Source organism: Mesorhizobium newzealandense, from assembly GCF_042682145.1.
Taxonomy (GTDB): Bacteria; Pseudomonadota; Alphaproteobacteria; order Rhizobiales; family Rhizobiaceae; genus Mesorhizobium; species Mesorhizobium newzealandense.
This window is the reverse complement of the sequence record NZ_JBHUGZ010000017.1, coordinates 422,358-449,299: the sequence shown is the minus strand read 5'-3', so window position 1 is coordinate 449,299 and position 26,942 is coordinate 422,358. Positions and strand designations below refer to the sequence as shown.

The following is a 26,942-nucleotide window of genomic DNA, read 5'->3' as shown; positions in this document are numbered from 1 at the left end:
TGCTGGCCCAGTTCCGCCATCCGCCCGGTACATTGCAACCGTGGCACCGAACCGTTACTGCCATCAGCGAAATTGAGCCGGATAAGCAATGAAGCTGGTCAGCTACAACATCCAGTACGGGTTCGGCAGCGACGGCCGCTACGACCTTTCGCGTGCCGCCCGCATCGTGGCCGGTGCGGATATCATTGCGCTGCAAGAGGTGGAGCGGCACTGGCAGCGCAGCAATCACGACGACCAGCCGGAGCTGCTTTCCGGCCTGCTGCCGGACTATCACTGGGTCTATGGTCCGGCCTTCGACATGGATGCCAGCGAGCGGCGTGACGGCCGCCTGGTCAACCGACGCCGTCAGTTCGGCACCATGCTGCTGTCGAAACTGCCGATCGTCTGGTCGCGGCTGCATGCGCTGCCGATGCGCCGCACGCTGCGGCCGCTCAACACCCGCAATGCGGCGCTTGAATGCATGATCCGCACGCCGGCCGGCCCGGTTCGGGTGCTGTCTTTGCATCTCGCCCATATCGCGGTCGAAGAGCGGCTGGAGCAGATCGACTATCTGCTAGCCGAGCATCGCCGTGCGCCCTCCGATGGCGGGCCATGGAGCGGTGCCGATGACGAGCCTACCCGCAACTGGAGTAATGGTGAGCCGGAGCCGGAGAACCCAGTGGCGGCGATCTGGCTGGGCGATTTCAACATGGAGCCGGGCAGCGCCGAATACAGCCGGATCGTCGGCAGCACGCCCTATCATCGTGGAGCTGCCTACCTCGATGGCTTCGTCGATGCCACTGCCGTTGCCAGCGAGCCGCCCGCGGATTTCCACACCCATGTGAAGACCATCGACGGCAAGGTGGCAAAGCGCCGGCTCGACCATTGCGTCGTCGGCGGCATGTTTGCGGGGCGCGTGCGCTCGGTCAGCGCCGACATGGGTGAGGTCGCGTCGGATCATTTTCCGCTGCGGATCGACATCGATCTCGAGACGCCGCTCGCCATGGAGCGCGGCGGATGAGCCTGATATGACGCTCTTCGTCTTCTTTGCGGTGCTTGCCGCCGCCGCCATGCACGCGATCTGGAACGCGCTGGTCAAGGTCCATCTCGACCGTTTCCTGTCGATCACGCTGATGACGCTCGGCATGGGCGCTGCTGCCCTCGTGGTGCTGCCCTTCGTCGAGGTGCCGAAAGCCGAAGTGTGGCCCTATATCATGGCCTCGGTGCTCTTCCACATGGGCTACCGGACCTTCCTGATCGGCGCCTACCAGGCGGGCGATTTTGCCCAGACCTATCCGCTGGCGCGCGGCACAGCACCCCTGCTGGCGGCCCTTGGCGGCATGTTCGTGGTCGCCGAGGTGCCGGCGCCGCTAGCCATTCTCGGCATTTTTCTGCTGTCGACCGGCACGCTGGTGATGTCGTTTCGCGGCGGCGCGCATCTGGAGAAGCTGAACCTGCGCGCGGTCGGCTTTGCGCTGGGCACCTCGATTTTCATCGCCAGCTATACGCTGTCCGACGGCAGTGGCGCGCGGCTGGCCGCCACCGCGCAGAGCTATGCCGCCTGGCTGTTCATCTGCGATGCCTTTGGCGCGCTGGTGCTGTGCCTTATCCTACGCGGGCCCAGGGCGCTGCCGGTGCTGGCGCGCGACTGGAAAGTGGGCTTGTTCACCGGCGTGCTCAGCGGCGCGGCCTACTGGATCGTGATGTGGGCGATGACCAAGGCGCCCATCGCCTCGGTGGCGTCGCTGCGCGAAACCTCGATCCTGTTCGCCATGATGATCTCGGTGTTCGCGCTCGGCGAGAAGATGACGGGCTGGCGCGGTGCCGCCGCGCTCAGCATTGTTGCCGGTGTCGTCGCGCTCAGGCTGGGCTGAGCATGATCCCGAAAAGTTGCAGACTTTTCGGAAAAGATCATGCGTGAAAGACCAGCCAGATCTTTCAGCCCAGCACCGTCATCACCTGGCCACGTCTTTCCGGGCTGAAGCGGATGACGACGATGATGCAGACGGCGACCACGCCGGCAAAAAGCGCCAGCGCGTAGCCATAGCTGCCCCCGACCCTTTCCGCGATGCCTGCCTGGTAAGGGCCGCCGTAGGAGGCGGCGAGATTGCCGGCCTGATAGATGAAGCCGGGCAAGGTTGCGCGCACGGACCCGGGTGAAAGCTCGTTGAGGTGCACCGGGATGACACCCCAGGCGCCCTGAACCGCGACCTGCATGACGAAGGCGCCGATGGCGAGCATGAAAGGCGTGGTGCTGTAGGCCCACAGCGGAATCGATGGCAAGGCGATCAGGCACGCCAGGGTGATGGCGTTGACGCGGCCGATCTTCTCCGACAGCGCACCGAACGCCAGGCCACCGACGATGGCGCCGATGTTGGCAACGATGGTGATCCAGCTCACCGTATGCGGATCGAAACCATGCTGTTTCTTGAGGAAGGTCGGGTAGAGGTCCTGCGTGCCATGGCTGAAGAAATTGAAGAACATCATCAGCACGACGGCATAAAGCGCAACACCCCAATGCTTCTGCAGCGTCTCCAACAGACCCGGTCTGGCGGTCTTCTGCGCTTCGACGAAAGCCGGCGATTCCGGCACGTGCGAGCGGATGAAGAGCACGATCAGTGCCGGCACGAAGCTGAGCAGGAACATGGCGCGCCAGCCGATCGTGTAGCCGCCGATCGTTTGTTGATAGAGCAGGCCATAGACCACCGCCGCCAGGAGGTAGCCGGTCGGGTAACCGCATTGCAGGATGCCCGAAACCATGCCGCGGGCGCTGGGCGGGATGGATTCCATGGCCAGTGAACTGCCAAGCCCCCATTCGCCGCCCATGGCGATGCCGAACAGGGCGCGAAGCGCCAGGAAGATGCCAAGATTGGGTGAGAAGGCGGCCAATGCGCCGATCACCGAATAGCTGACGATGTTGAGCATGAGGATGGGCTTGCGCCCGTATTTGTCGGCAAGCATGCCGAAGAAGAATGCGCCGATGAAGCGCGTCGCCAAGGTCAGGAACAGCGCCTTCGAGACTGCCGGGACATCGGTCTGGAATTCGGTCGCGATATCCGTGAGCAGGAATGTCAGAAGGAAGAAATCAAAGGCGTCGAGCGTCCACCCCAGGAATGCGGCCAGGACGGTTTTCTTCTGTTGGGCGTTGAGGTTCAAGACGTGCTCCTTTGCCATCCCCCGGGCAACGATATGTCGCCCGGTTCGCAAAAGAGAACAGCCATCAGCCGGCTTTCGAAAAACCGGCGGTCACTTTTTCGTAAGGTCGAGATCGAAGACCATCAACCCGTCAGTGCCGCCTTCGAGGGCTGCAACCAGCCGGGCGCCGGCGCGCTGATGGGCTTCATGCACCAGATAGGCGTCGCGGGCGGCGGGATCGCGGAAATCGATGGTGAAGCCGTGGGTGAAGCCGCGCGCGAACTGCTCAGGGCTGACATTGGCGCTGAATTCGACGGTGTCCATGCCGTCGATCACCTGTCGCAGCGCCTCGAGGTCAGCATGGATCGCCGCACGCTCGGCGGCGGGAACATCATTGCGAAACCTGGCGAAAACACAGTGCCTGATCATCTTCAGGGTCCCTTCAAGCTGCACGGTTTCCGGAAAACACCGCCGGCGGCAGCGGCTCTCGGCCAAGGATCAGGTCGGCACCCTTCTCGCCGACCATGATGGTCGGCGCATTGGTGTTGGAGGAGGGCACACGCGGCATCACCGAGGCGTCGCAGACCCGCAGGCCTTCGATGCCGCGCAGGCGCAGATCGGGTGTCACCACCGCCATGTCGTCATGGCCCATGCGGCAGGTGCCGACGGGATGATGGTCGGTCTTGGAGCTGCGGCAGGCATAGTCGAACAGCTCGTCGTCGCTGGCGAGCGACGGGCCGGGCAGCACTTCGCGCAGCACGTAGGGCTGAAGTGCCTTCTGCCGCATGATCTCGCGCGCCAGCCTCAGCCCCTTGATCGACATGGCGCGATCGTAGGGATCGGACCAGTAGTTCGGATCGATCAGCGGGTGGTCGGCCGGGTCGGCGCTCTTCAGCCGCACCGTGCCGCGCGAGCGCGGCCGCAGGAAGGCCGAGTTCAGGGTGACGCCCGGGTTGTTCAGCTTCTCGACGCCGGCCTCGATGCCGGAGCCGAGGCCGAGATGGAACTGGATGTCGGGCGAGGCGGCGGTCGGGTCGGCGTACCAGAAGCCGCCGGTCTCGAACAGGCTGGAGGCCACCGGTCCCTTTTTCAGCAGCAGATATTGCAGGCCGGCCCAAGCCGTGCGGTGCAGCTTGGCGTAGTTGTCGTAAGTGTGGTCGCCGGTGCATTCGGCGATGACGAACAAGTCGAGATGGTCCTGCATGTTGGAGCCGACGCCTGGCAGGTCATGCACCGGCGTGACGCCAACCGCCTTCAGATGGTCGGCAGGACCGATGCCCGACTGCATCAACAGCTTCGGCGAGCCGATGGCGCCGGAGGAGACGATCACCTCGCGCCCGGCGCGCAGGATTTTCTTCTCGCCGCCCGGCCTGTCGACGACCTCAACGCCGATGGCGCGGCCTTTCTCGACGACGATGCGCGTCACCAGCACGTCGGTCCTGACGCTGAGGTTCTTGCGGGCGCGGATCGGTCTGAGGTAGGCGACCGAAGCGGATGAACGCCGGGCATCCTTCTGGGTCAGCTGGTAATAACCGACGCCCTCCTGGCTGGCGCCGTTGAAATCCGGATTAAAGGGAATGCCCATCTCCTGGCCGGCGCGGAAATAGGCCTCGCAGATCGGCAGCGGCGAAATCGGGTTCGACACACCGAGCGGACCCTGGTCGCCATGAAAGTCATTGGCGTAGCGCTGGTTGTTCTCGGCGCGTTTGAAATAGGGCAGCACATCGCGGTAGCCCCAGCCGACGAGACCCTCTTCCTTCTCCCAGGCATCGTAGTCGCGGGCATTGCCGCGCGTGTAGATCTGGGCATTGATGGAGGAGCCGCCGCCAACCACCTTGGCCTGTGTATACCAGAAGACGCGGTCCTTCATATGCTTCTGCGGCACGGTCGACCAGCCCCAGGAGGCGATGCCCTTGGTCATCTTGGCAAAGCCCGCCGGCATATGGATATAGGGGTGCCAGTCCTTGCCGCCGGCCTCCAGCAGCAGCACCGAATTCGCCGGATTCTCGCTCAGCCGGTTGGCCAGAACGCAACCGGCGGGACCGGCACCCACGATGATGTAGTCGGTCATGACACTGTCCACTTACAGTCGCGGCACGGAGAGCGCGCCGTCGACATTGATGATCGAGCCAGTCGAAAAGCCGAGCTTGCCGCCGGCCAATGCCGCCACCACCGCACCGATGTCCGACGCCTCGCCCCAGCGCTTTGCCGGCACCAGCCCACCGTCGATCAAGGCGCCGTATTTGGCGGTTACGCCTGATGTCATGTCGGTGCGGATGATGCCTGGTCGCACCTCGAACACAGCGATGTTTTCGGCGGCGAGCCTGAGCGCCAGGTTCTTGACCCACATCGACAGCCCCGCTTTCGAGATGCAGTAGTCCGGTCGTTCCGGCGACGCCATTTCGGCGCTGACCGAGGTGATGGTGATGATCGATTTCGGGTGATCGCCCGGTGTAGCCAGCATCGCTCTGGCGACGGCCTGGCTGAGAAACACGGTGCCGCGCAGATTGACGCCGAGCGCCCGGTCGAAGTTCTCCGGCTTGAGGGCCAGGAGGTCGCCGCGCACGACCGCACCGACGCCGGCATTGTTGACCAGACAGTCGATGCGGCCGAAGGCGCGCATCGCCGCGTCGACCAGTGCTGTGTGACCGGCGAGATCTGCAATGTCGCAGCTGAAATAGGCGAATTTTGCGCCGCGCGTGGTGATGTCGGTAGCAAGTCCGTCGGCGGCTGTTTCGGCAAGGTCGGCGACCAGAATATCGAAGCCGGACTCCGCCAGCGCCTGGGCGCAGGCAAGACCGATGCCGCGCGCGCCGCCGGTAACGATGGCTGCGGGACGGGTCATGCCGCGAGTTCCGTCCTGCGGATGTGATCGGCGACGCGCAGCGCTTGCGCGGCGATCGACAGTGCCGGGTTTACGGCGGCCGAGTTCGGCAGGAAGCCGCCATCGACGACGAACAGATTCCGGTGATCGAAGGACCGGCAGAATGCATCGAGCGGCGAGGTCGCCGGATCGTCGCCCATCTTCACCGTGCCGCACTGGTGCGAGGGCGTGCGCTTGTCGAAGGGGCGCGACAGCACGATCGGATAGCCACAGGCGCGGAAGTTTTCACGCATCACCTTGGTCAGCCCGTCGAGCGACTGCATGTTGGAGCGCCGCCATTGCATGACGATGTCCTTGCCGTCGACCATGATGCGGCTTTCCGGGTCGGGAAGGTCCTCGCACATCAGGTACCAGTCGACGGCGTGGCCGGCCATGAAATCGAGTGCGAATTTCGGCGCGAACTTCACATTGGCGCTGAGAATGTTGCCGTCGATCTTGCCGAGAAGCTGGACGTTGCCGAGCGGCTTGCCGCCCTTGCCGTCGGACAGGTAGTAGTCGTTCAGCATCAGCGTCTTCTGGTAGATGGCATCGTTCCTGCGGCGCGGATCGATCGCCAGCATGGCGCTGGAATTGTGGTTCATGAAATTGCGGCCGACCTGGTCGGAGCGGTTGGCGAGGCCCTTGCCACCTCCCTTGCCATTGTTGGGCGATGGCGAGCCCAGCAGGATGACGGCGGAATTGATCGCGCCGGCGGAGAGGATGACCAGCTTCGGCGTCAGCTTTTTCAATTCGCCGTTCTGCCGGTAGTGAATGGCGACGATGGTTTTGCCGTCGGCCGAGGCTTCGAGATATTCGACATAAGCGCCGGTCTCGAGCTTGATGTTCGGGTCGGTCAGTGCCGCCGTCAGCGGTCCTGTTTGCGCGTCGACCTTGCCTTGTCCGGTGTTGGGGAACGCATCCCAGCCGGTCTTGCCGTCTTTCAGCCAGGTGTCGATGTCGACGCCGAGCGGCAGCGAGGCTGGATGCAGGCCGAGGCCCTTGAGTTCGGCGCGGGCGCGTGCGATCGGCGCCTCGTCGGGCACCGGCTTGAAGGCATAGGGGGTTGAGTGGAACGGCTCGGTCGGATCTTCGCCCAGTGTGCCGCGCACACGAAACAGCTGCTCGGCCTTCGAGTACCAGGGCTCGAATTGCTCATAGGAAAACGGCCATGCCGGCGAGACCCCGCCAAAGTGCTCCATGGCGGAGAAATCCTCTTTACGGTAGCGGATCAGCACCGCGCCGTAGAATTTCGAATTGCCGCCGACATAGTAGTAGTTGCCAGGGTTGAAGGCCGCACCGCCGGCTTCGCGCCACATCTCCTTCGGCCGGTAATGGCCGTCTACGAAGATGGACCGCGTGTCGCGCGCATGCGGCGTTGCCGGCAACGGCTCGCCACGCTCCAGCATCAGTATCGATGCGCCGCAACCGGCCAGGCCGGAGGCGATCGTGGCGCCGCCGATGCCGGAGCCGATGATGACGATGTCCGGATTTGTCATGGCCGTCAGCGAATGCGGTTCTCGGTCGCCGGATCGAAGAACACCGCCTTGGTCAGGTTAAAGGCGAGCGGCGTGCTGGTGCCGGGCTGGATGTTGGCGTCGGCGCGGAGCCGCGCCACCACACCCTTGCCGCCAAGATTGGTGACGGCGAAGGTGTCCGAGCCTGCCGGTTCCACCACCTCGATATGGCAGTCGGCGGTGGCGATGTTGGAGGCGTTGCGCTCGGCGCCTTCCGGATCGGTCAGGGCTTCGGGGCGGACGCCGAAGATGATCGGCTTACCCTGGAATGCCGACAGGCCAGCCGGCGCATTGGCCATCGGCAGCGAGATCGGCTCGCGCGCTTCACGCTGCAACACGACGGACAGCGCGTTGCCTTTTGTGCCGATCGTCGCGGGGATCAGGTTCATCGCCGGCGAGCCCATGAAGTCGGCGACGAAGAGATTGGTTGGGTTGTTGTAGATCTCGGCCGGGGTGCCGAACTGCTGCACCTCGCCGTCGCGCATGACGGCGATCTTGGTCGCCAGCGTCATCGCCTCGATCTGGTCGTGGGTGACATAGACGATGGTGGTGCCGGTGGTCGCATGCAGGCGCTTGATCTCGATACGCATGTCGACGCGCAGCTTGGCGTCGAGGTTGGACAGCGGTTCGTCGAACAGGAACAGTTTGGGGTCGCGCACCAGCGCCCGGCCCATGGCGACGCGCTGGCGCTGGCCGCCGGAAAGCTGGCTCGGCTTGCGCTGCAGCAGGTGGCCGATCTGCAGCACCTTGGCCACCTTGTCGATCGCCTTCTGACGCTCTGCGGCCGGCACGCCGCGCATCTCCATGCCGAAGGAGATGTTCCCGGCCACCGTCATGTTCGGGTAGAGCGCATAGCTCTGGAACACCATGGCGATGTCGCGCTTCGACGGATGCAGATCGTTGATGGCGCGTCCTTCGACGCGGATTTCGCCCGAAGTGATCGTTTCGAGGCCGGCGATGGTGTTCAGAAGCGTGGACTTGCCGCAGCCGGACGGGCCGACCAGCACCAGGAAGCCGCCCTTCTCGAGTTCGACATCGATCCCCTTGAGAATTTCGACCTGGCCGAAGCGCTTTCTCAGGCCATCAATTTCCAGAAAAGCCATCAGATTATCCTTTGACGGCGCCCGCCATCAGACCGCGCACGAAATAGCGGCCGGCGAGCACATAGACGAGAAGGGTGGGCAACGCCGCGATCATCGCGGCCGCCATGTTGACGTTGTATTCGACGACGCCTGTCGAGGTGTTGACGACGTTGTTGAGCGCCACCGTCATCGGCATCGCATCGCCGGTGCCGGCGTAAGCCGAGGCGAACAGGAAGTCGTTCCAGATGTTGGTGAACTGGTAGATCACGGTGACGACGAAGATCGGCATCGAGTTCGGCAGCATGATGCGGCGGAAGATCTGGAAGAAGGAAGCGCCGTCGACTTGCGCCGCCTTGACCAGTTCGGTCGGGAACGCCTCGTAATAGTTGCGGAAGAACAGCGTGGTGAAGCCGATGCCGTAGACGACGTGGACGAAGACGAGATTGACGGTCGGGTTGCCGAGGCCGAAGCTGGTTCCGGTCGCATTCTGCAGCGTCACGCCGAAACGGCCGATGCTGCCGAGGATCGTCGCCATCGGCAACAGCACCGACTGGAACGGGATGAAGCAAGCAAACAGCATCAGCCCGAAGACCAGTGTCGCGCCACGAAAACGCCATTTGGTCAGCACGTAGCCGTTGAGCGCGCCGAGCATGGTCGAGATCAGCACCGCCGGAACCACCATCTTGATGGAGTTCCAGAAATAGCCCTTGATGCCGGCGCAGGTGAGGCCGACGCAGGTCTCGCCCCAGGCCTTCAGCCACGGGTCGAAGGTCGGCGCCTGCGGCAGCGCCAGCATGTTGCCGTTCTGGATCTCGTCCATGGTCTTGAACGAGGTGACCAGCATGACGAACAGCGGCATCAGGTAGAACAGCGCGAACAGCGCCAGCAGCCCGTAGATGACGATGCGGTTGACGAACTTGACGTTGACGCCGCCAGAGGCCTGACGGGCGCGAGTTGTGACAGCGCTCATCGCGGCTTCTCCCGCAGTTCGGAATAGAGATAGGGCACGATGATGGCGACGATGGTCATCAGCATGATCACGGCGCTGGCCGAGCCGACGGCCATCTCGTTGCGCTTGAAAGTGTACTCATACATGAAGTTCGACGGCAGCCAGGCCGAGCCGCCGGGGCCGCCGCTGGTCAACGCCACGACCAGATCGTAGGACTTGATGGCGAGGTGGGCGAGCACGATGAAGGCCGACAGGAAGATCGGCCGCAACAGCGGAATGACGATGCGGCGATAGAGCTGGAAGGTGGTGGCGCCGTCGATCTGCGCCGCCTTCATGATCTCGCCGTCAATGCCGCGCAGACCGGCCAGGAACATCGCCATGATAAAGCCCGAGGCTTGCCAGACGCCGGCGATGACCACCGTGTAGATGACGAAATCCTTGTTCTTGATCCAGTCGAAATGGAAACTCGTCCAGCCCCATTGATGCAAGGTCTGCTCGAGGCCGAGGCCGGGATCGAGGAACCATTTCCAGGCAACGCCGGTGACGATGAAGGACAGCGCCATCGGGTAGAGATAGATCGGCCTCAGCACGCCTTCGCCGCGGATCTTCTGGTCGAGCAGGATCGCCAGGAACAGGCCGAGCGCCAGGCAGATAAAGATGTAGAGGAAGCCGAAAATGCCCATGTTGGTGATCGACGTGTACCAGCTCGATGGCGGGTCGGTGTCGAAGGTCCAACCCCACAGCCGCCGATAGGCACGCGGACCGGTGATGACATAGGACGGGAAGGTCTTTGAATTGGTGAAGGACAGGTAGATCGTCCACAGGATGAAGCCGTAGACGAAGACGATGGTGATGGCGAAGCTCGGCGCCAGCACGATCTTCGGCAGCGCGTCCTGCAGGCGCGAGCGCACCGAGGCGCGCGGACGGACGTGCTCTGGCGTCAGCTTGATCTGGCTTGTGGCTACCGTGCTCATAGGGCTCCTCCCGTCGACGCGAGGCCAACCAGGTTCGCGGATCGGAGCCTTCCCCGCCGGAGCGGGGAAGGCGTTTTGGGTGTGTGACGCTTACCTGGCGTCGTCGATCGCCTTGACCAGTTCGGTCACGGCTTCGTCCGAGGTCTTGATCTGGCCGTGGACGAACTTGGTCACGACATCCTTGTAGGCATTGGCGATCGCCGGAGGCGCGCCGTAACCCTGCGCAAGCGAGCCGAACAAAGTGCCCTTCTCGTTAGCGGCTTTCAGGTCGGCGATGCCCTTCTTGCCGCAAGCGTCGAAGTCGGTGTCAGGCACGTCGGTACGGGCCGGAACCGAACCCTTGACGACATTGAAGGCCGACTGGAAGCTCTTCGACAAGGTGGCGGTGGCCAAGGCGGCCTGGGCGGCCTTGCGATCGTCCGCAACATCGAACATGCCGAACATGTCGGAGTTGTAAACGACACTGCCGTCGGTGCCCGGGAAGCGATAGCACAGGAAGTCGGTGCCCGGGGTCTTGTTGGCGGCGTGGAACTCACCCTTGGCCCAGTCGCCCATGACCTGAACCAGTGCGTCGCCCTTGATGACCATGGCGGTGGCAAGGTTCCAGTCGCGGCCCGAGAAGTTCGGGTCGACATAGGTGACGAGCTTGGCCAGGTTGTCGAACGACTTCTTCATCGTGTCGGACTTGAGCGAAGCGTCGTCGAGGTCGTTGAAGGCCTTCTTGTAGAACTCAGGTCCGCCGGTCGACAGCACGACCGAGTCGAACATGGTGGCTTCCTGCCAGTTCTGGCCGCCGAGAGCGAGCGGGATGACGCCCGCCGCCTTGGCCTTGTCGAGCAGGGCAATCAGGTCGTCGAAGGTCTTCGGCTCAGTGCCGCCGATCTTGTCCATGACGGCCTTGTTGATCCACAGCCAGTTGACCGAATGGACGTTGACGGGCACCGCGACCCATTTGCCTTCATAGATGGTAAACTTCTGCAGCGCCGCGGGAACAGCCTTGTCCCAGCCTTCCTTGACGGCGATGGCCGTGAGGTCTCCCATCTTGCCGGCTGCGGCGTAGTCGAGCACGGTGTAGCCGAGCATTTGCGAGGCGGTCGGCGGATTGCCGGCAGCCACCATTGCCTTCAGCGCGACCATTGCGGGGTCGCCGCCACCGCCGGACACCGGCACGTCCTTCCAGGCATAGCCTTCCTTGGCCAGATCGCCCTTGAGGACGTTGAGAGCAGCCGCTTCGCCGCCCGACGTCCACCAATGCAGCATCTGGACTTCCTTGACGTCCTCGGCATGGGCCGCGAAAGCAAGGCCCGATGCGAGAGCCGTTCCGATAAGAAGTTTGCGCAACATGTACTTCCTCCCTTGTTGCATCTACACGACCGGCGGATGCCCGCCGGGTTCTTCTCAACTCAGCCGACCCACCATCCGGTGCGCTGGCCGCGATGAAACTGGATTGTCTTTTCTTCGGTATAATCCTCGACAGCGCGTTTGCCGAGTTCGCGTCCGAGACCGGACTGCTTGTAGCCTCCGAATGGCAGCTCGGGATAACCTTCCATGAACGTGTTTACCCAGACGGTTCCCGAACGCACATTCCGCGCCACCAACATACAGGTGTCGATGCTGGCGCTCCATACGCCCGCAGATAAACCATAAGGCGTGTTGTTGGCGATGTGCAACGCCTTTTCAATCGATTCAAAAGTCAGCACCGAGAGCACTGGCCCGAACACTTCCTCGCGCGCGATGGCCATGTCCTCTGTGACGCCGCGGATGATGGTGGGATCGAGATACTGGCCTGCATTCGAGGCCAACTGCTTGCCGCCGCTGTAGACGCTGCTGCCGTTGCTTGCCGCTGCCGCGACGTAGTCTGTCACCTTGGCCAGATGGTCCGAAGAGATCATCGCGCCGACCTTGGTGCGGTCGTCAAGCGGATCGCCGACGGTCACCCTGGCGGTGAGCGCCTTGACCGTGCTGAGAAAATCGTCGGCGATCGCCTCGTGCACGATCAGCCGGCTGCCGGCATTGCAGCATTCGCCGGCATTGAAGAAGCCGCCGAACACCGCCGCGTCGGCGGCCGCTTCGAGGTCCGCGTCTGGGAAAACGATCTGGCCGTTCTTGCCGCCGAGCTCCATCGAGACTTTCTTCAGTGACTGAGCGGCCGAGGCCATGGTCATCTTGCCGACGCGGGTGGAGCCGGTGAACGAGACCATCTCGACCAGCGGATGGCTGACCATCGGCGCGCCGACATCGGCGCCCAGACCGGCGAGGATGTTGACGACGCCGGCGGGCACGCCGGCCTGCATCAGGATGTCGCCGAGCACGAAGGTCGAGGCCGAGGTCATTTCGCTCGGCTTGACCACCGCCGTGCAGCCGGCGGCGAGCGCGAAGGGCAGTTTCTGGCTGACGATGAGGAAGGGGAAGTTCCACGGCGTGATGATCGAAACGACGCCGACCGGCTCGCGCAGCACGACGCCCAGCATGGCGTCGCCGAGATTGGCGTAGGATTCGCCGTGCAGTGTGCGGGCGAGCGATGCGGCGTAGCGCCAGATGTCGACGGCGCCGCCGATCTCGCCGCGCGCCTGGGCGATCGGCTTGCCCGATTCCAGCGCATCGAGCCGGGCGATGTCTTCCAGCCGTGCCTCGATCAAATCGGCCGTTTTGAGCAGGATCGCGGCGCGCTCGGCCGCCTTCATGCGCGGCCACGGACCGGTCTCGAACGCCTTGTGCGCTGCCTGCACCGCGGCTTCGACTTCGGCTTCGCCGGCCTGTGCATAATGCGAGACGGTGAAGCCGTGGCCTGGGCTCTTGCGCTCCAGCGTGCGGCCGTCGCGGGCATCGACATGCTTGCCGTCGATCAGCAGCCGATAGGTTCCTGGCGCTGCGGATGCCTCGGCGGGCATGATGATGTTGAGAGGGGCGTTCATCTGACTTCAGAATCCTCAGGATCGTGAAAATGCTGGTTTCTGTTTGGCCTTGAAAGCGTCGACGCCGGCCTTGAGATCGCCGGTCAGGGCGATAAAGCCGCTGGCCAGCGCTTCGGTCGCGGCAGCACTTTCCTCGCCTTCGGCCACCGCGATCATCAATTTGGCGGCCTCCGTCGCCAGCGGGCCGCGCTCGGCGATTTTTCCGGCCCAGGCCTTGGCTTCGGTCAGGCCGCTGCCGGTTCCGACCACCCGGTCGACCACGCCAAGCGCCAGCGCTTCGGGCGCGAGCAGAATCTCGCCGCCCAGTGCCATGCGCCGCACCGTTTGCGCACCGAAGCGACGTACGGCACGCTGCGTGCCGGACCAGCCCGGGACGACGCCGATCGAGGTTTCGGGGAAGCCCAATTTCACCTGTGTTTCCGCCACGCGGAAGTCGCAGGCGACCGCCAATTCCAGCCCGCCGCCCAGTGCATGGCCGGACAGCACGGCGATGGTCGGCTGCCGCAGCCGCGCCAGCCGGTCGAAGACGCGGTGGCCGTAGCGTACCCATTGCACCTGGAAATCGGCAGCGCTCATCTGCGCCCACGCCTCGACATCGCCGCCGGCGCAAAAGCCCTTGCCCTCGCCGCGCAGCAACACGACGCGCACGTCGTTGGCCGCCTCCGCCTCGTCGAGCACTGTCTCCAGCGCCCGCAGCATCGGAATATCAAGCGCGTTGAACTTTTCCGGCCGCCGCAAGGTGACGATGCCGATGCCGCCTTCAGTTTCAAAGGTGACGAGCCGATCAGTCATGCGCGCCTCCAAGCGAGGCGCCGCCATTCAGCGTCAGGCCGATCAACCGATCCTGGTAGAGAGCTTCCGGTGTCGTCTTGAGGTCCTTGGCGATACCGAGCGGAATCTCGGCCTGGGCCAGCACATCGCGCTGCAGGTCGATGCCGGGTGCGAGTTCGGTGACGACCAAACCGTCCGGCGTCAGCTTCATCACGCAGCGCTCTGTGACGTAGGTGATGTCCTGCCCCTGCGCGACCGCGCGCTTGCCCGAGAAGGAGATGTGCTCGACCTCGCTGACGATTTTCTTGACCTTGCCCTCCTGGTCGATGCGGATGCCGCCATCGGCCAATGAGAGTTTTGCCCCAGCATTGAAGAAGCCGGAGAAGACGATCTTCTTCGCCCGCGCGGTGATGTCGACGAAGCCGCCGGCCCCGGCGGTGACATGCGGCCGTGCCGACAGCTTCGACACGTTGACCGAGCCGTGGCGGTCGATCTGCAGGAAGGACAACAGCGAGGCGTCGAAGCCGCCGGCCTGGAAATAGATGAACTGGTGCGGCGAGGGCATGATCGCCTCGGCGTTCGAGGCGCAGCCGAACTTGAAATCGAGCAGCGGCACGCCGCCGACCGCACCCTGTTCGATCACCCAGGTGACCTTGCCGTGCTGGCCTTCCTCGAGAAGGATGCGCGGCACATTGGCCGAGATGCCGAAGCCGATGTTGACGGCCATGCCATCGCGAAGCTCCATGGCGACGCGGCGCGCGATCACCTTCTGGACGTTCATTTCGGCGTTGCGGAAGCTCGACAGCGGCCGGAAGATCTCGCCCGAGATCGCCGGATCATAGGGCGTCAGCGTCGTCTGCAACTGGTCGGGCGCGACGACGATGTGGTCGATCAGCACGCCGGGCACGCGCACGTCATGCGGCTTCAGCGTGCCGTTCTCGACGACACGCTTGACCTGGGCAATGACGACGCCGCCATTGTTGCGGGCGGCCAGCGCCTGCTCCAGCCCGCCGAGATAGGCGCCCTCATGCTCGTAAGTGAGGTTGCCGCGCTCGTCGGCCGTGGTGGCGCGGATGATCGCGACATGCGGGACGATCGAGCGGAAATAGAGCCATTCCTCGCCGTCGAACTGCTGCACCGAAACGATCGGCTCGCTGGCGGCCGCGTTCATGGCGCAGCCCTGGTGGCGTGGGTCGGCGAAGGTGTCGAGACCGACCTTGGTCAGCACGCCCGGCCGCTTGGCCGCGGCCTCGCGGTGCATGTCGAACAGGATGCCGGACGGCACGTTGTAGGCGGCGACCGAATTGTCGCCGATCATCTTCCAGATCTGCGGCGGTTCGGACGAGGAGGGGCCTGACGGATAGGAGCCGCACAGTGTGCGCTTCAACAGGCCGGGCTTGGCCAGATGGTCGATGCCCTTGATACCATACATGTCGCCGGCGGCGATCGGGTGCAGCGTGGTGATGTCCTTCGGATGGCCTTCGCTGTCGAAGCGCTCGCCGATGGCGGCCAGCACCGCGTCCGGGCAGCCGAGACCGCTCGACGACGACACCGAAACGATCATGCCATCCCTGATCAGGCCTGCTGCCTGGGCTGCGGAAACGACCTTGCTCAATTCTTGCCCCCGAGTTTCGGGTCGATTTTGACGGCCTTGCCGGAGCTGGCCGATTGCAGTGCGGCCGCGGCAGCGGTGAGCGACCAGATGCCGTCCTCGCCGGTGGCGGAAGGCTGGCCTTCGCCGCGGATCGCGGCATGGAACTGACGCAACGAGCGTGAATAGAGGTCCTCGCGGTCGAAGCTCAGCTCCTCCTCGCCGTTGGCTGTGCGCAGCAACACCGAGCCGACCGGCTTCTGCGTCATCACGTTGCTGGCGATCAGCGAGCCTTCCGAGCCATGCACCTCAAAACCGGTGCCGGCGAATTTGGTGGTGAAGCCTTCATGCGACTGGGCGATGACGCCCGACCTGAAACGCCAGATGCACATGGCGCCGTCTTCCAGCCCGCTGCCTGCCATGCCGGCCGACTGCGTGAAGGCCGAGACCTCGACCGGATCGTCGCCGAGCACGAAGCGCAGCGTGTCGGCATCGTGCACGGTGATGTCGAGCACCACGCCGCCGCCGGCCTCAGGTTTTGTGATGCGCCAGCCCTGCAGATTTTCCGGCAGATAGACGGAATGAAAGACGCGCGCGGCGATCGGCTTGCCGATATGGCCGGAGGCGATCGCGTCACGCATGGCGCGGTGCGCGCCGGCGTTGCGCAGATGGTGATTGGTGCCGAGGACGATGCCCGCGGCTTTTGCCGCGGCAACCATTGTTCGCGCGTGGGCGCTGGTCAGCGCCAGCGGCTTTTCGCACAGCACATGCTTTCCCGCCTTGATGGCAGCGAGTGCCTGTTCGAGATGCAGTTCGTTGGTGGTCGAGATGTAGACGGCGTCGATATCGGCACCGAGCAGAGCATCAAGCGTCGAGACAGCCAGCGGAATGTTGTTTTCCCCGGCATAGGCGGTGGCGCGCTCGGGGTTGGAACTCATCACCGCCGCGATCTCGCCATCGCCTTGCGCGCGGATGGCGTTGATCATGAACTGTCTGGCGATCGTGCTGGCGCCGATCAAGCCCCATCTGACGCTCATGCCGCGTCTCCCATTCCTGTGGGCCTGTTTCGGGTGCGGCGGTCTGGACCACAGCTTTCCCTGACCACCAGATTGACCGCACCGATATGATCTTCAGCCCGCGTGGTGCGCGACTGGATCATTTTCAGCATGACATGGGCGGCACGTTCGCCAAGGCCGGCAGTGTCCACCGAAACGCTGGTCAAAGCCGGCGTGTAGTGTTCGGCCTCGACCACATCGTCGAAGCCGACGACGGCAAAATCCGCGCCCGGCTCAAGCCCGCGCTTGCGCAGTGCCAGCATGACGCCAAAAGCGACCGCGTCATTGAAGCACAAGGCCGCGGTCGGCGGTTCCGGCATCGACAGAGCGTTTTCCAGGCAAGCAATGCCACCCCTGCGGCTGGTCTCTCCTTCGACGACAGTCATGTCGCGGGCGGCGATGCCAAGCGTCTCGCAGGCTTCGCGAAAGCCGCCCAGCCGTTCGTGATAGACCACGAGGTCGGACGAGCCGCCAAAGAAGGCCAGCCGGCGGTGGCCCTTGCCGATGAGATGGGCTGATGCAAGGTAGGCGCCGCGATGATTGTCGGGCGCGATCACCGGGATGCGGCTTTCCGGCAGGCGGCGCATGGCGAAAACGACCGGAACGCCCGCCGTCTCCAGCCGCCGGAAGGCGCCCGGCGTGGTGCCGCGCGCCGGCGACACGATGAGGCCGGCGACGCCTTGTTCCATCAGCGATTTCAGCACCTCTTCCTGGCGCACCGGATTCTCCGCCGTGTTGGCGATGAAAGGCACGATGCCGGCCGACTGGAAGACGCGCTCCATGCCGACCGCCAGTTCGGCGAAGAAAGGATTGGTGAGATCGTTGATGACCATGCCGATGACGTTGGAGTGAGCCTTGCGTAGATTGGCGGCGCCGCGGTTGTAGACGTAACCGACATCCTCGATCGCCTTGCGAACCTTGACCGCGGTCTCAGGCCGGATCAGCCCGCTGCCCTGGAGCACGAGCGATACCGTCGATTTGGACACGCCTGCTTCGCGGGCGATGTCGAATATCGTCGCCTTGGCCCGGCTGGCCATCCAGATGCATCCTCCCGGTTTTTGGGTTCAAATCTATTGGAACGTTCTAATCACTGCTCCTGCTCGGAGTCAATCGGGGTTCGTTCTGAATTTGAAAAATTGATCAGGAGGGGCCTGACGGCGCATTTTATAGGGCTTTTGTGCTGCGTCGCAGCATTTGCCAGTGAATGGACCCTGAATCCTAAAGGTTCTTGATTTATTGGAACGTTCCATTTATAGGCCTGCAAAAGGGGAGAGAACGATGGACATTGTCTTGCCTGGTGAGGGTGGCCGCAACAGCCGCTACGCGCTGGTCGGCCATCCGGTACAGCCGGTGATCGGCGCGCGGTTTTCGCGCATCGCTTATGCCGCAGCGCACGTCGTTGCCGATCCGCTTGATATGACCGATCCGTGGTCGCGGCCCGTGGTCGACTGGGACAGGACGATGGCGTTCCGGCATCACCTGTGGCGACTGGGGTTCCGCATCGCCGAGGCGATGGACACGTCGCAGCGCGGCATGGGTTTCGACTGGACAAATGCACAGGAATTGATCCGCCGCTCGATCGCGGAAGCGCGCACCGTCGAAGGCGCCGATCTCGCTTCGGGTGCCGGCACCGACCATCTGGCGCCGGCCGCCGCCAGGACGCTTGACGATGTCATCGCCGCCTATGAGCAGCAATTCGCTTTCATCGAGAGGCAGGGTGGCAAGGCGATCATGATGGCCAGCCGCGCGCTGGCGGCTGTCGCCAAGGGCCCGGACGACTATGCGCGTGTGTACGACCGCATTCTGAGCCAGGCGTCCGGCAAGGTCACCCTGCACTGGCTGGGTGATATGTTCGACCCGGCCCTGAAGGGCTATTGGGGCAGCAACGATTTCGAGGCCGCGCTCGACACCATCGTCGCCATCATCGAACGCCACGCCGGCAAGGTGGAAGGGATAAAAATCTCGCTGCTCGATGCCGGCAAGGAGGTCGCACTCAGGAACCGGCTGCCGGACGACGTCGTCATGTTCACCGGCGACGATTTCAACTATCCCGAACTGATCGCCGGCGATAGCAGGAAACACTCGCATGCGCTGCTCGGCATTTTCGACGCGATTGCGCCGGTCGCCAACGCGGCGCTGGCCAAGCTGGCGAACGGCGACCGCGCCGGCTACGACGCGCTGATGGCGCCGACCGTGCCGCTATCGCGAAAAATCTTCGAAGCGCCGACCGAATATTACAAGGCCGGCATCGTCTTCATGGCCTGGCTGAACGGCCACCAGGACCATTTCGCGATGGTCGGCGGCATGCAGTCGGCGCGCGGCATCCGTCACTACGCCGATGTCTTCCGCCTTGCCGACCAGGCAGGATTGCTGGCCGATCCGGATCTGGCGGTCGCCAGGATGAGAGGTCTTTGCGCCGTAGCGGGCATTTCGGAATAGTGGGGGCTCGTGCGCTAAATGCCATGCGGTCAATGAAGCTAAGGATTTCTATCGTTTTCGTGGTTTTGCTGGCGGCGATTCCCTTATCGGCTGCGCAAGGCGGTGATGGCGTCGATCAGGCTGACGCCAAGGCTGCGCTGCTCGAAGCCTACCCCGGCCTTTTTACCATCTCGGGCAACACAGTGACGTGGTCGGATGGTGCCACAATGGTGTGGGACGATGGCAAGACGCCCACCCCTGAGGAACTGATCAAGTCCCCAGATATCGAGGACATGTTCCACTATGTTTATCCGACGGCCAGTGCCGGAGACCTTGTCCCTGACGTGGATTTCGATCCCGGGCGTATTCGCAACGAGGCTTTTTTCAAAAAACTTTATGGGGCCAGTGCCGCAGCGGTCGGCCATCATCTAACGAGCGTCAAATGGCTGCCCAAACTGGGCAAGTATCCGGTTCGGATAACGTCACTCTTCGGTATCGACGCGCGCCTCTCCCAGATCTCGAATGCCTTGCAAGACATGCCCGTCGACACAAGCCGCTTTGGCCTCAAGCCGGGCGGCGGTTTCAATTGGCGGGTCATCGCCGGCACGGATCAACTCAGCGTCCATTCCTTCGGGGCCGCATTCGACATCAATGTCGGTTATTCCGACTATTGGTTCTGGAACAAGCCCGATGACAAGGGCCGTATCCCGTTCAAGAACCGCATTCCCTTATCAATCGTCACGCTGTTTGAAGGGCAGGGTTTTATCTGGGGAGGGCGCTGGTATCACTACGACACCATGCATTTCGAATATCGGCCTGAATTGCTGATCTACAAGGAAAAGCAGCGATAGCCGACCCTTGGATGCCTGATCAGCGGAAACTCGGCGCCATGTATTGATTGTCTGGATTGGATGGAGGGCGTGACAGGGATTGAACCTGTGACCCCTGCAATGTCAATGCAGTGCTCTTCCGCAGAAGTCGCCTTCGCTCCTGTCGAAGGACAGAATAAATTCAACAGCTTGACGCAGTCCATGATCTTTTCGGAAACGAACGCCTACCTGCCGGCGCGGATGATCGATGAGGAAAGCGAGACGGACGGGAGCGCATAGCCTGGCGCCTCACTCGTCGACGGCCCGTTGCCTCATTTGCGAAGCGACGAGCTTTCACCCCCGCTGTCAGGCGGTGCCTTTTACCACAAAGCCCATACAACAGGCGCCGGCCATTCCGCGAAGGCAGCCCCGCCATCGATATATTAGCAGTTATGCAACTACGCCGCATTCAACTTTGACGTGTTGAAGCGGCCCTATGAAATGCCTGCCGGGCCTCTGGCGCTTCCTCGGCTTTGGCGTGATTTCCTCGACCCGCACCTTGTCGCCGATCTCCTTGGCGAGCGCGAGCGCCTTTTCCTTGTCCCTGGTGGTCAGCGCGGCGCGCCAATGCGGCTTCTCGAACACGCTCACCACGTAGTCGTTACCGGCTTTTCAGACAGCTAAAATATAGCCAAAGGGCACCCTTCACAGACCGCCAGCTCAGCCACCAGCCCAAATGACTATCTGGGAAAGTTCGGCGATGTCGCCATAGATCATCGAACCTTTGACGAGGTAGCACTTGCCACCCAGGATTTCGGCGAGTGAGCTTGACGCGGTGCAAACCGGCAGGTTCACTTTTCGGTCCTTGGCATCGGCACAGCCGATGCTGATCGCAAGGATTGCGAGTATGAGAGTCGTTTTGCTCATATTTAGCCCCCTAGAGCCAGCAAGCCCCTTGGGCAGCAAAACCGGGTTGCCGCCCTTTGCCTTGCCATTAGGTGGAGCAGGGGGATAAGGCGCGCCATCCCTCGATTGGATGACGCGGGCTCATCTATATTAGCTAACGCTTAACGAAGTCGCTGGTCGCTCCCGTGGCGGGCTTTTCATCGATCGGGGACTGGTTTTCGGGCCGCTGCCCGATCGTTAGAATCCACGGGCTAGCTGCTAATACCGATACATGTCCCAAGCACGCCTGCGGTAGCATCGGACGTGCCGGCGACCATGTCGCCAATAACGACGGCAGACCGTTCTCCAACCCCGTCGGCGGTGGTAGCGGCGGTAATGGCGGCGGTAATAGCGCCGATGGTAAACCGGCTCCACTTCCGCCTGAGTACCTTCGTCGTCGAAGGTCTCTGTGTCTGGCGCCTCAAGTTCATCGAGAATACCGCTTCTGGCGCCTGGGACACCGGCCACTGCGTCGATAGGCCGAACTGCGCTTGCAAAGGCCGCTAACCCTGCAATGCCAAACATTGCTGTCAAGAAGGATCGCCGATCCATACAAACCTCCCGCTATCGCCTGCAGGAAGAGCAGGCATTCAATGCAACGCATCTAGTCAGGTGTAGTTCCCGATCACGCTTTGCTGGTGTTTGCATGGTTAATTGAAAGCCCGCGCCTCTGCGGGAGGGCGCGGGCCGATCAGGCGATGGAGGCCCGATCTTCGGCAGGTGATGGAGGGCATCACCTACCGCCAGGCAGAAACATTTAGAGGTCGCTAATGTTCCGCAAGCCGATGCTATTCATCTTCGTTCGAAAGTCGGCTTCCAGTCGCGATTTGCGCTCCCTCTGTTGGCCTTCGTAGTCGGGAATAACGGTGAAGAACACCGGCCGGCGATCACGGCGGGCGGCCTTGCAATTCGAGCAGCCGAAAACCCCGACCAGATCCCAGTGCATCGAGCCGTGATCTGGGCCGAGCCGTTCGACTTACGCCTGGATATCGAGCTTTGTCGATTTGCAGCACATCGGATGCCCGCAATTGACGTACATGGTTTCGCGGGCGGCCGAGTGTCGACGAGGGTCTTTTGAGACATGGCGATCTCCCGTTGAAGAGGTTGCCGCAACGAAGGGATTATGTTCCTGATCTCGTTGGCGCCGGCAAGCGACGCAGACAACAAAACGTTATCCGTAGCTCATTGACGGCGCCCCCGGCGCCAACGCTAACTTGTCGGGCGGCATCTCGTGTGGAAGAAAATGCGATGAGTACGTTGCATCTCGTCTTGTCGGTGCCTTCATTATCAGTCTGCCTTTCATCATTTTTGTCCTCCACCGTATGGTTTGGCGGGAGATCAACAAAGTTGTGCAGGCTCGACTAATGTGCGATCCGGAGCTCGCCAGAAAGAACAAGCGGGGGCTTTGAACAGGCTCACCAGCGTGCGTTTCGGCCGACCGGTTTCCTTACGTCAATCGCCCTAGGCCGGCCACCACGCCAGCGCCAGGACGACACCAGCGGCGAGCGTGAAGGCCAGCCAGGCGGTCATGCCGACAGCCCCGGCAGTAGCGGATCCGCGAGCGGCGGCACGGTCGGTTGCGGCTCATACGGATCATTTTAGAGAAATTGAATATTCGAATAAACGGCCTATAATTTGCCAGCCGGCAAAACCACCCCGTTTGCCGGTCAGGCCCGGCGGTCAAACCCCGAGCCCCCGCCATGGCCGCCGGACCGCTGGAAAACGGTCGGCAACGCTACACGGTGGTGCTGGGGTGAGGCTGCGCAAGAATCGGTGGCGGAGCGCTGACGGATAGGTCGGGTTCCTCGCCGTAACCAGCGAAGGGAGGTCATTCCCATGCACACGGCAGCACTGCGGCTTCGATCGATCCGAGAAGCGTTATTGCCGCTGATCGGGTTTACCGACTGGCACGAAAGCGTCAGCGAAGAAGGCACGCCCATTTGGAAACGTTACATCGCGAGAACTGACTCATGGGAGGTCCGTCCGATGACGCCCGAAGAGGAAGCCAAGGCCTTCTGGTGGTATCTTCCACCGTTTTGAGCGTCGTCCAGCGCGCCGCCTCACAGTTCCGGCGACTGAAGCACAACGCCGTTGACCACGAGCTGGCCTTGAAAGCCCGTGCCACGGAGGGACCGATGACGCGGGCCGGCCGATGTGCGCACATGGTCACCACTACGTCGATTTCCAGAGGAACGCGGCCGAGGTTTAGAGCCGGGTTCTGTGCCAGGCGGGAGAGGGTATTAGCTAAGTGTTTGAAAGGATGGTGGGCGTGACAGGGATTGAACCTGTGACCCCTGCAATGTCAATGCAGTGCTCTCCCGCTGAGCTACACGCCCATCCGAAGCCGCGCATACACCATTTTTGATCCAGCGCGTCAATAGCAGGAAAAAGGAAAGAAGGCGGCGTCTCGCCGCAGCGGCGAACAGGCACTGACGCCCAAAGCGCGCCGCGCTTTAGGTCTTTGTTTCATGCATGTCGTTTTCCCAAAACCGGGACCACTTTTGGGCGACATGCATTGGCTCAGAAAGCGGCTCAGGCCGCGTGAAGCATCTTCTCGACCTCGTTGACGAGGTCGCGCAGGTGGAATGGCTTCGACAGCACCTTGGCGTCTTTCGGAGCCTTGGAATCCGGGTTCAGCGCAACGGCGGCAAAACCGGTGATGAACATGACCTTGAGGTCGGGATCGATCTCGGTGGCACGGCGCGCAAGCTCGATGCCGTCCATCTCCGGCATTACGATGTCGGTCAACAGCAGCGAGAACGGTTCCTCGCGCAGCCGCTCGTAGGCACTGGCGCCATTGTCGAAATCGCTGACCTGGTAGCCGGCGCGCTCCAGCGCCTTGACGAGGAACCGACGCATATCGTCGTCGTCTTCTGCCAGAAGAATGCGTGCCATCTTGTCCCGTCCGAATCACCCGCCCGAGATTGCCGTTGGGCAAGCCCGTTAACCATCCTGTATATGAGGAGGTGAGGGTAAACATCAAGTGAATGAGAACGGGGATGATCCATATTTGCCCGGCGTGTGCTGCCGCTGAAATGCTGGACACGCGGCCAGCAAGGTGGCACTTTCACATCATGATGCACTGGTGTTTTCGGGTTCGTTCAAATTGAAGACGGCAGCCGAGGATTTTTCGGTCTTTCCACCCTTCGAAATCCGGTCGGGCGCCGAGCAGCGCGTTCCCTTCCTCTTCAACTCACCGCATAGCGGCCGCTATTATCCGGAGCGCTTCCTTGCCATGGCAAGGCTGGACCGCAACGCCATCCGCCGGTCGGAAGACTGTTACGTTGACGAGCTGTTCGGCGGTGCCGTGGCGCTCGGTGCGCCGATGCTGGCGGCGAATTTCCCGCGCGCCTATCTCGACGTCAACCGTGAGCCGTGGGAACTCGATCCGCGCATGTTCGCCGAGCCGGTGCCGTCCTTCTGCAACATTCGCTCGGCGCGGGTGGCTGGCGGGCTTGGCACGGTGCCGAAGCTGGTCGGCGAGGGGCTCGACATCTATTCCGGCCGCCTGCCACTGGCCGAAGCGGTCGCCCGCATCGAGGCCGTCTACAAGCCCTATCACGAAACGCTGAAACGGCTTTTGACCAGAACCCATGCGCGGTTCGGCTTTGCCGTGCTGATCGACTGTCATTCGATGCCGGCGAGCATCCGTGTCGGCGACAGCGGCCTGCGACCCGATTTCATCATCGGTGACCGGTTCGGCATCTCGGCCACCGCTGCCTTGACCGAGATGGCGATCGGCCTGCTCACCGCGATGGGCTATACCGTCGCCCACAACAAGCCCTATGCCGGCGGCTTCATCACCGAGCACTACGGCCGCCCGGCGCGCCATCTGCATGCGCTGCAGATCGAGGTCAATCGCGGGCTCTACATGAACGAGCGGACATTCGAGAAAGTCGCCGGCTTCGACGCGCTGGCCGACGATCTGACGCGATTTTCGGCGGATCTGATGGCGATGCCCGACCATCACTTTATCGACCTGCCGCTGGCCGCGGAGTGAAACTCTAGTCCGGGATAATCGGCGTAAAAAAAGACCGCATCGTTTGCACGATACGGTCGAAGTCTAGGGAGGAAACGCCCAAGGAGGGCATGGACAGGAAAACCTGTCCGAGGTTGAGGGTATTGTGCGCTGCACAAATGTCAAGCGACCTTCAGGCTTTTTTAATTCACTCTGATGTGGAAATTGCGTTTCGATGATGCTTGTGTGACATCCGGGCAACAGGTGTCGTTGCGGAAAAATCGTCGGACACTCTTGTTTTGGTGGGAAATTGGCGGCAGAGCCCGGCTCGGGCATGCTGCAGTGCGGGAGAATCAGTTGGATATCAGCATCGATTTCATGCGCCGCATCGCGCAGGCGGCAGCGGCGGAAACCTTGCCGCGCTTTCGCAGCCAGGGCGCGGTCGCCAACAAGGAAAAGGGCAGTTTCGACCCGGTCACAGAAGCCGATCGCGAGGCCGAACGCGCCATCCGGGCGCTGATATCGGCTGAGTACCCCGACCATGGCATTCTGGGCGAGGAGCATGGCAGCGAGAACATCTCGAGCCGGCATGTCTGGGTGATCGACCCGATCGACGGCACGCGCGCCTTCATCTCCGGCCTGCCGGTGTGGGGGGACGCTGGTCGGGCTGACGGTCGACGGCGATGCTGTCGCCGGCATGATGTCGCAGCCCTTCACCGGCGAGCTTTACTACGCCAATGCCTCGGGCTCGCACTATGAGGGTCCGGGCGGGCCGCGCAAGCTGACCACCCGCAGGACGACCAGCCTCGCAGAGGCGACTCTGTTCACCACCACGCCGGCGCTGTTCAAGGGCGCGGCGCGCGCGCGCTACGACCAGCTAGAGACGCAGGTCCAGCTCGCCCGTTATGGCGCCGATTGCTATGCCTTCGCCATGATCGCGTCGGGAAGCGTCGACATTGTTACCGATCCCGGGCTGAAGCCTTACGACATCGTGGCGCTGATCCCGATCATCGAAAAGGCCGGTGGCATCGTCACCACATTCGACGGCGGGCCGGCGGAAAAGGGCGGCGACGTGCTGGCGGCGGCGACGCCGGAGTTGCATGCGGCTGCGATGGCAGCGCTGCGCGGCTGAAATTTCTATACCTTAGCGCGGCTTGATCGAGCGCTGGAATTCCGCCGGCGTGCGGCCGTAAACCTGCCTGAACGCGGCGCTGAAATGGCTGTGGCTGGAGAAGCCGAGGTCCATGCCCAGCGTGGTCAGATTGTCGTAGCGGCCAAGCAGGTCGAGCGCCCGCGCCAGCCGCAGGCGCAGGTGATAGCGATAGAGCGGCATGGCCTCGACCTGCTGGAACATTTGCGTCAGGTAGACCGGCGAGACGCCAACCTCGGCGGCGATTTCGGCCAGCGTCCAGCGCCGCGACAGATCCGAGGACAAAACGATCTTGGCGCGGTCGACGAGTTTCTGCCGGCCTAAGCTGGCGCCGGCGACGTGCGAGGTGCGCTCGCCGAGAGAGCGCCGAACCAGCGTCAGCGCCAGGGTTTCGGCCTCAAGCGTCTCGGCGACATTGCGGCTCAGGCTGTGGCGCAGCAAGGCCACCAAAGCCTGCGCTCGCGGGTCAATGCGCCGGCGCTGGCGGCGAAACGCCGGTGTGGCGCCGGTGCGCAATTGTTGCTTCGGCGCCAGCTCCAGCAAATGAGCCTCCTCGACGACGAGGTCGAGGCAGGCGTCACCGCCCTCGACGGGGTGGCTGATCCGATAGGCTTCCGCCTCGTTGAAGAACAGCAGCTGATTGGCTTCGGCGACGGCGTCGTTGCGGCCGACATGGCGCACGAAGACGCCACGGTAGGGAAACACAAGATGCGTGGCCGACGTGCACTCTTCTTCGCTCCTGTGACGGCATTCGCCGCTGCAGACGACGTCCCGTACCCTGACGGAGCCGGTGTCCAGAAGCGGCTGGACCGTGAATTGCGACATGGCCGTTGC

The 26,942-nt window shown here is 62.8% G+C and carries 25 protein-coding genes, 1 tRNA gene and 1 pseudogene; 8 read left to right on the top strand and 19 right to left on the bottom strand.

Annotated elements, in window-relative coordinates:
- Positions 1-88: 88 nt before the first annotated feature.
- On the top strand, positions 89-1,000 hold the full coding sequence (locus ACFSOZ_RS26420) for an endonuclease/exonuclease/phosphatase family protein (protein ID WP_379102752.1): 912 nt from the start codon (positions 89-91) through the stop codon (positions 998-1,000).
- 7 nt (positions 1,001-1,007) lie between these two features.
- Positions 1,008-1,853: an EamA family transporter gene (locus tag ACFSOZ_RS26415; RefSeq protein ID WP_379102751.1), complete on the top strand. Its 846-nt coding sequence runs from the start codon at positions 1,008-1,010 to the stop codon at positions 1,851-1,853.
- Positions 1,854-1,917: 64 nt separating this feature from the next.
- On the opposite strand, the gene ACFSOZ_RS26410 is transcribed toward ACFSOZ_RS26415, so the two are convergent.
- The 14 genes from ACFSOZ_RS26410 to ACFSOZ_RS26345 all read right to left on the bottom strand — a co-directional run bounded on the left by ACFSOZ_RS26410 (position 1,918) and on the right by ACFSOZ_RS26345 (position 17,865).
- Positions 1,918-3,153, bottom strand: a complete 1,236-nt coding sequence (locus ACFSOZ_RS26410) for an MFS transporter (protein WP_379102749.1) — start codon at positions 3,151-3,153, stop codon at positions 1,918-1,920.
- Between the two features lie 72 nt (positions 3,154-3,225).
- Positions 3,226-3,543, bottom strand: coding sequence for a Dabb family protein (locus tag ACFSOZ_RS26405; protein WP_379102747.1), 318 nt, complete (start codon positions 3,541-3,543; stop codon positions 3,226-3,228).
- 13 nt (positions 3,544-3,556) lie between these two features.
- A complete protein-coding gene (locus tag ACFSOZ_RS26400; RefSeq protein ID WP_379102745.1) occupies positions 3,557-5,185 on the bottom strand; it encodes a GMC family oxidoreductase in 1,629 nt (542 codons plus the stop codon).
- 12 nt (positions 5,186-5,197) lie between these two features.
- A complete protein-coding gene (locus ACFSOZ_RS26395) occupies positions 5,198-5,959 on the bottom strand; it encodes a 3-ketoacyl-ACP reductase (protein WP_379102743.1) in 762 nt (253 codons plus the stop codon).
- The gene (locus ACFSOZ_RS26390) at positions 5,956-7,473 is read right to left on the bottom strand and encodes a GMC oxidoreductase (RefSeq protein ID WP_379102741.1); all 1,518 of its coding nucleotides are present in this window, start codon (positions 7,471-7,473) and stop codon (positions 5,956-5,958) included. The genes ACFSOZ_RS26395 and ACFSOZ_RS26390 overlap by 4 nt, the downstream gene beginning before the upstream one ends.
- A gap of 5 nt (positions 7,474-7,478) precedes the next feature.
- Complete coding sequence (locus tag ACFSOZ_RS26385; protein ID WP_379102738.1) at positions 7,479-8,594, bottom strand: ABC transporter ATP-binding protein; 1,116 nt, start codon at positions 8,592-8,594, stop codon at positions 7,479-7,481.
- Between the two features lie 4 nt (positions 8,595-8,598).
- On the bottom strand, positions 8,599-9,543 hold the full coding sequence (locus ACFSOZ_RS26380) for a carbohydrate ABC transporter permease (protein WP_379102736.1): 945 nt from the start codon (positions 9,541-9,543) through the stop codon (positions 8,599-8,601).
- A complete protein-coding gene (locus tag ACFSOZ_RS26375; RefSeq protein ID WP_379102734.1) occupies positions 9,540-10,496 on the bottom strand; it encodes a carbohydrate ABC transporter permease in 957 nt (318 codons plus the stop codon). Before ACFSOZ_RS26375 ends, ACFSOZ_RS26380 begins: the two co-directional genes overlap by 4 nt.
- A 90-nt stretch (positions 10,497-10,586) precedes the next feature.
- Positions 10,587-11,840, bottom strand: a complete 1,254-nt coding sequence (locus ACFSOZ_RS26370) for an ABC transporter substrate-binding protein (protein ID WP_379102732.1) — start codon at positions 11,838-11,840, stop codon at positions 10,587-10,589.
- Between the two features lie 59 nt (positions 11,841-11,899).
- On the bottom strand, positions 11,900-13,411 hold the full coding sequence (locus ACFSOZ_RS26365) for an aldehyde dehydrogenase family protein (RefSeq protein ID WP_379102730.1): 1,512 nt from the start codon (positions 13,409-13,411) through the stop codon (positions 11,900-11,902).
- A 15-nt stretch (positions 13,412-13,426) separates the two neighbouring features.
- Positions 13,427-14,203: an enoyl-CoA hydratase/isomerase family protein gene (locus tag ACFSOZ_RS26360; RefSeq protein ID WP_379102728.1), complete on the bottom strand. Its 777-nt coding sequence runs from the start codon at positions 14,201-14,203 to the stop codon at positions 13,427-13,429.
- Positions 14,196-15,797, bottom strand: a complete 1,602-nt coding sequence (locus ACFSOZ_RS26355) for an acyl CoA:acetate/3-ketoacid CoA transferase (protein ID WP_379102725.1) — start codon at positions 15,795-15,797, stop codon at positions 14,196-14,198. The genes ACFSOZ_RS26360 and ACFSOZ_RS26355 overlap by 8 nt, the downstream gene beginning before the upstream one ends.
- Entirely contained in the window at positions 15,794-16,810 is a 1,017-nt protein-coding gene (locus ACFSOZ_RS26350) for a Gfo/Idh/MocA family protein (protein ID WP_379102722.1), read from the bottom strand. Before ACFSOZ_RS26350 ends, ACFSOZ_RS26355 begins: the two co-directional genes overlap by 4 nt.
- Complete coding sequence (locus ACFSOZ_RS26345) at positions 16,807-17,865, bottom strand: LacI family DNA-binding transcriptional regulator (protein WP_379102720.1); 1,059 nt, start codon at positions 17,863-17,865, stop codon at positions 16,807-16,809. Before ACFSOZ_RS26345 ends, ACFSOZ_RS26350 begins: the two co-directional genes overlap by 4 nt.
- A gap of 241 nt (positions 17,866-18,106) precedes the next feature.
- Here ACFSOZ_RS26345 and ACFSOZ_RS26340 point away from each other — a divergent pair, with 241 nt between their 5' ends.
- The 3 genes from ACFSOZ_RS26340 (at position 18,107) to ACFSOZ_RS26330 (ending at position 20,355) form a co-directional block, all read left to right on the top strand.
- Positions 18,107-19,267 (top strand): dihydrodipicolinate synthase family protein, encoded by a 1,161-nt coding sequence (locus ACFSOZ_RS26340; protein ID WP_379102719.1) that lies wholly within the window; start codon positions 18,107-18,109, stop codon positions 19,265-19,267.
- 59 nt (positions 19,268-19,326) lie between these two features.
- Complete coding sequence (locus tag ACFSOZ_RS26335; RefSeq protein WP_379102716.1) at positions 19,327-20,097, top strand: M15 family metallopeptidase; 771 nt, start codon at positions 19,327-19,329, stop codon at positions 20,095-20,097.
- A gap of 69 nt (positions 20,098-20,166) precedes the next feature.
- Positions 20,167-20,355 carry a hypothetical protein gene (locus ACFSOZ_RS26330; protein ID WP_379102715.1) on the top strand — a complete coding sequence of 63 codons (189 nt, stop codon included), beginning with the start codon at positions 20,167-20,169 and terminating at the stop codon, positions 20,353-20,355.
- Positions 20,356-20,505: 150 nt separating this feature from the next.
- Here the strand turns inward: ACFSOZ_RS26330 and ACFSOZ_RS26325 are convergent, their stop codons facing one another.
- Both ACFSOZ_RS26325 and ACFSOZ_RS26320 read right to left on the bottom strand, forming a co-directional pair.
- Positions 20,506-20,706 carry a hypothetical protein gene (locus tag ACFSOZ_RS26325; protein WP_379102712.1) on the bottom strand — a complete coding sequence of 67 codons (201 nt, stop codon included), beginning with the start codon at positions 20,704-20,706 and terminating at the stop codon, positions 20,506-20,508.
- Positions 20,707-20,775: 69 nt separating this feature from the next.
- Positions 20,776-20,982, bottom strand: a complete 207-nt coding sequence (locus ACFSOZ_RS26320) for a hypothetical protein (RefSeq protein ID WP_379102710.1) — start codon at positions 20,980-20,982, stop codon at positions 20,776-20,778.
- Between the two features lie 1,854 nt (positions 20,983-22,836).
- Between ACFSOZ_RS26320 and ACFSOZ_RS26315 the strand changes: the two genes are divergently transcribed.
- Positions 22,837-23,040 carry a hypothetical protein gene (locus ACFSOZ_RS26315; RefSeq protein ID WP_379102708.1) on the top strand — a complete coding sequence of 68 codons (204 nt, stop codon included), beginning with the start codon at positions 22,837-22,839 and terminating at the stop codon, positions 23,038-23,040.
- A 221-nt stretch (positions 23,041-23,261) separates the two neighbouring features.
- On the opposite strand, the gene ACFSOZ_RS26310 is transcribed toward ACFSOZ_RS26315, so the two are convergent.
- Together ACFSOZ_RS26310 and cpdR are read right to left on the bottom strand one after the other, a co-directional pair.
- Positions 23,262-23,336 (bottom strand) — tRNA-Val (locus ACFSOZ_RS26310).
- Positions 23,337-23,532: 196 nt separating this feature from the next.
- Positions 23,533-23,895: a cell cycle two-component system response regulator CpdR gene (gene cpdR / locus ACFSOZ_RS26305; RefSeq protein ID WP_010911372.1), complete on the bottom strand. Its 363-nt coding sequence runs from the start codon at positions 23,893-23,895 to the stop codon at positions 23,533-23,535.
- Between the two features lie 163 nt (positions 23,896-24,058).
- Here cpdR and ACFSOZ_RS26300 point away from each other — a divergent pair, with 163 nt between their 5' ends.
- Both ACFSOZ_RS26300 and hisN read left to right on the top strand, forming a co-directional pair.
- Entirely contained in the window at positions 24,059-25,000 is a 942-nt protein-coding gene (locus ACFSOZ_RS26300) for an N-formylglutamate amidohydrolase (protein ID WP_379102706.1), read from the top strand.
- A 315-nt stretch (positions 25,001-25,315) separates the two neighbouring features.
- Positions 25,316-26,090, top strand: a pseudogene (gene hisN / locus ACFSOZ_RS26295) (histidinol-phosphatase).
- A 12-nt stretch (positions 26,091-26,102) separates the two neighbouring features.
- Here the strand turns inward: hisN and ACFSOZ_RS26290 are convergent.
- Positions 26,103-26,933, bottom strand: a complete 831-nt coding sequence (locus ACFSOZ_RS26290) for a helix-turn-helix transcriptional regulator (protein ID WP_379102705.1) — start codon at positions 26,931-26,933, stop codon at positions 26,103-26,105.
- Positions 26,934-26,942: the final 9 nt, after the last annotated feature.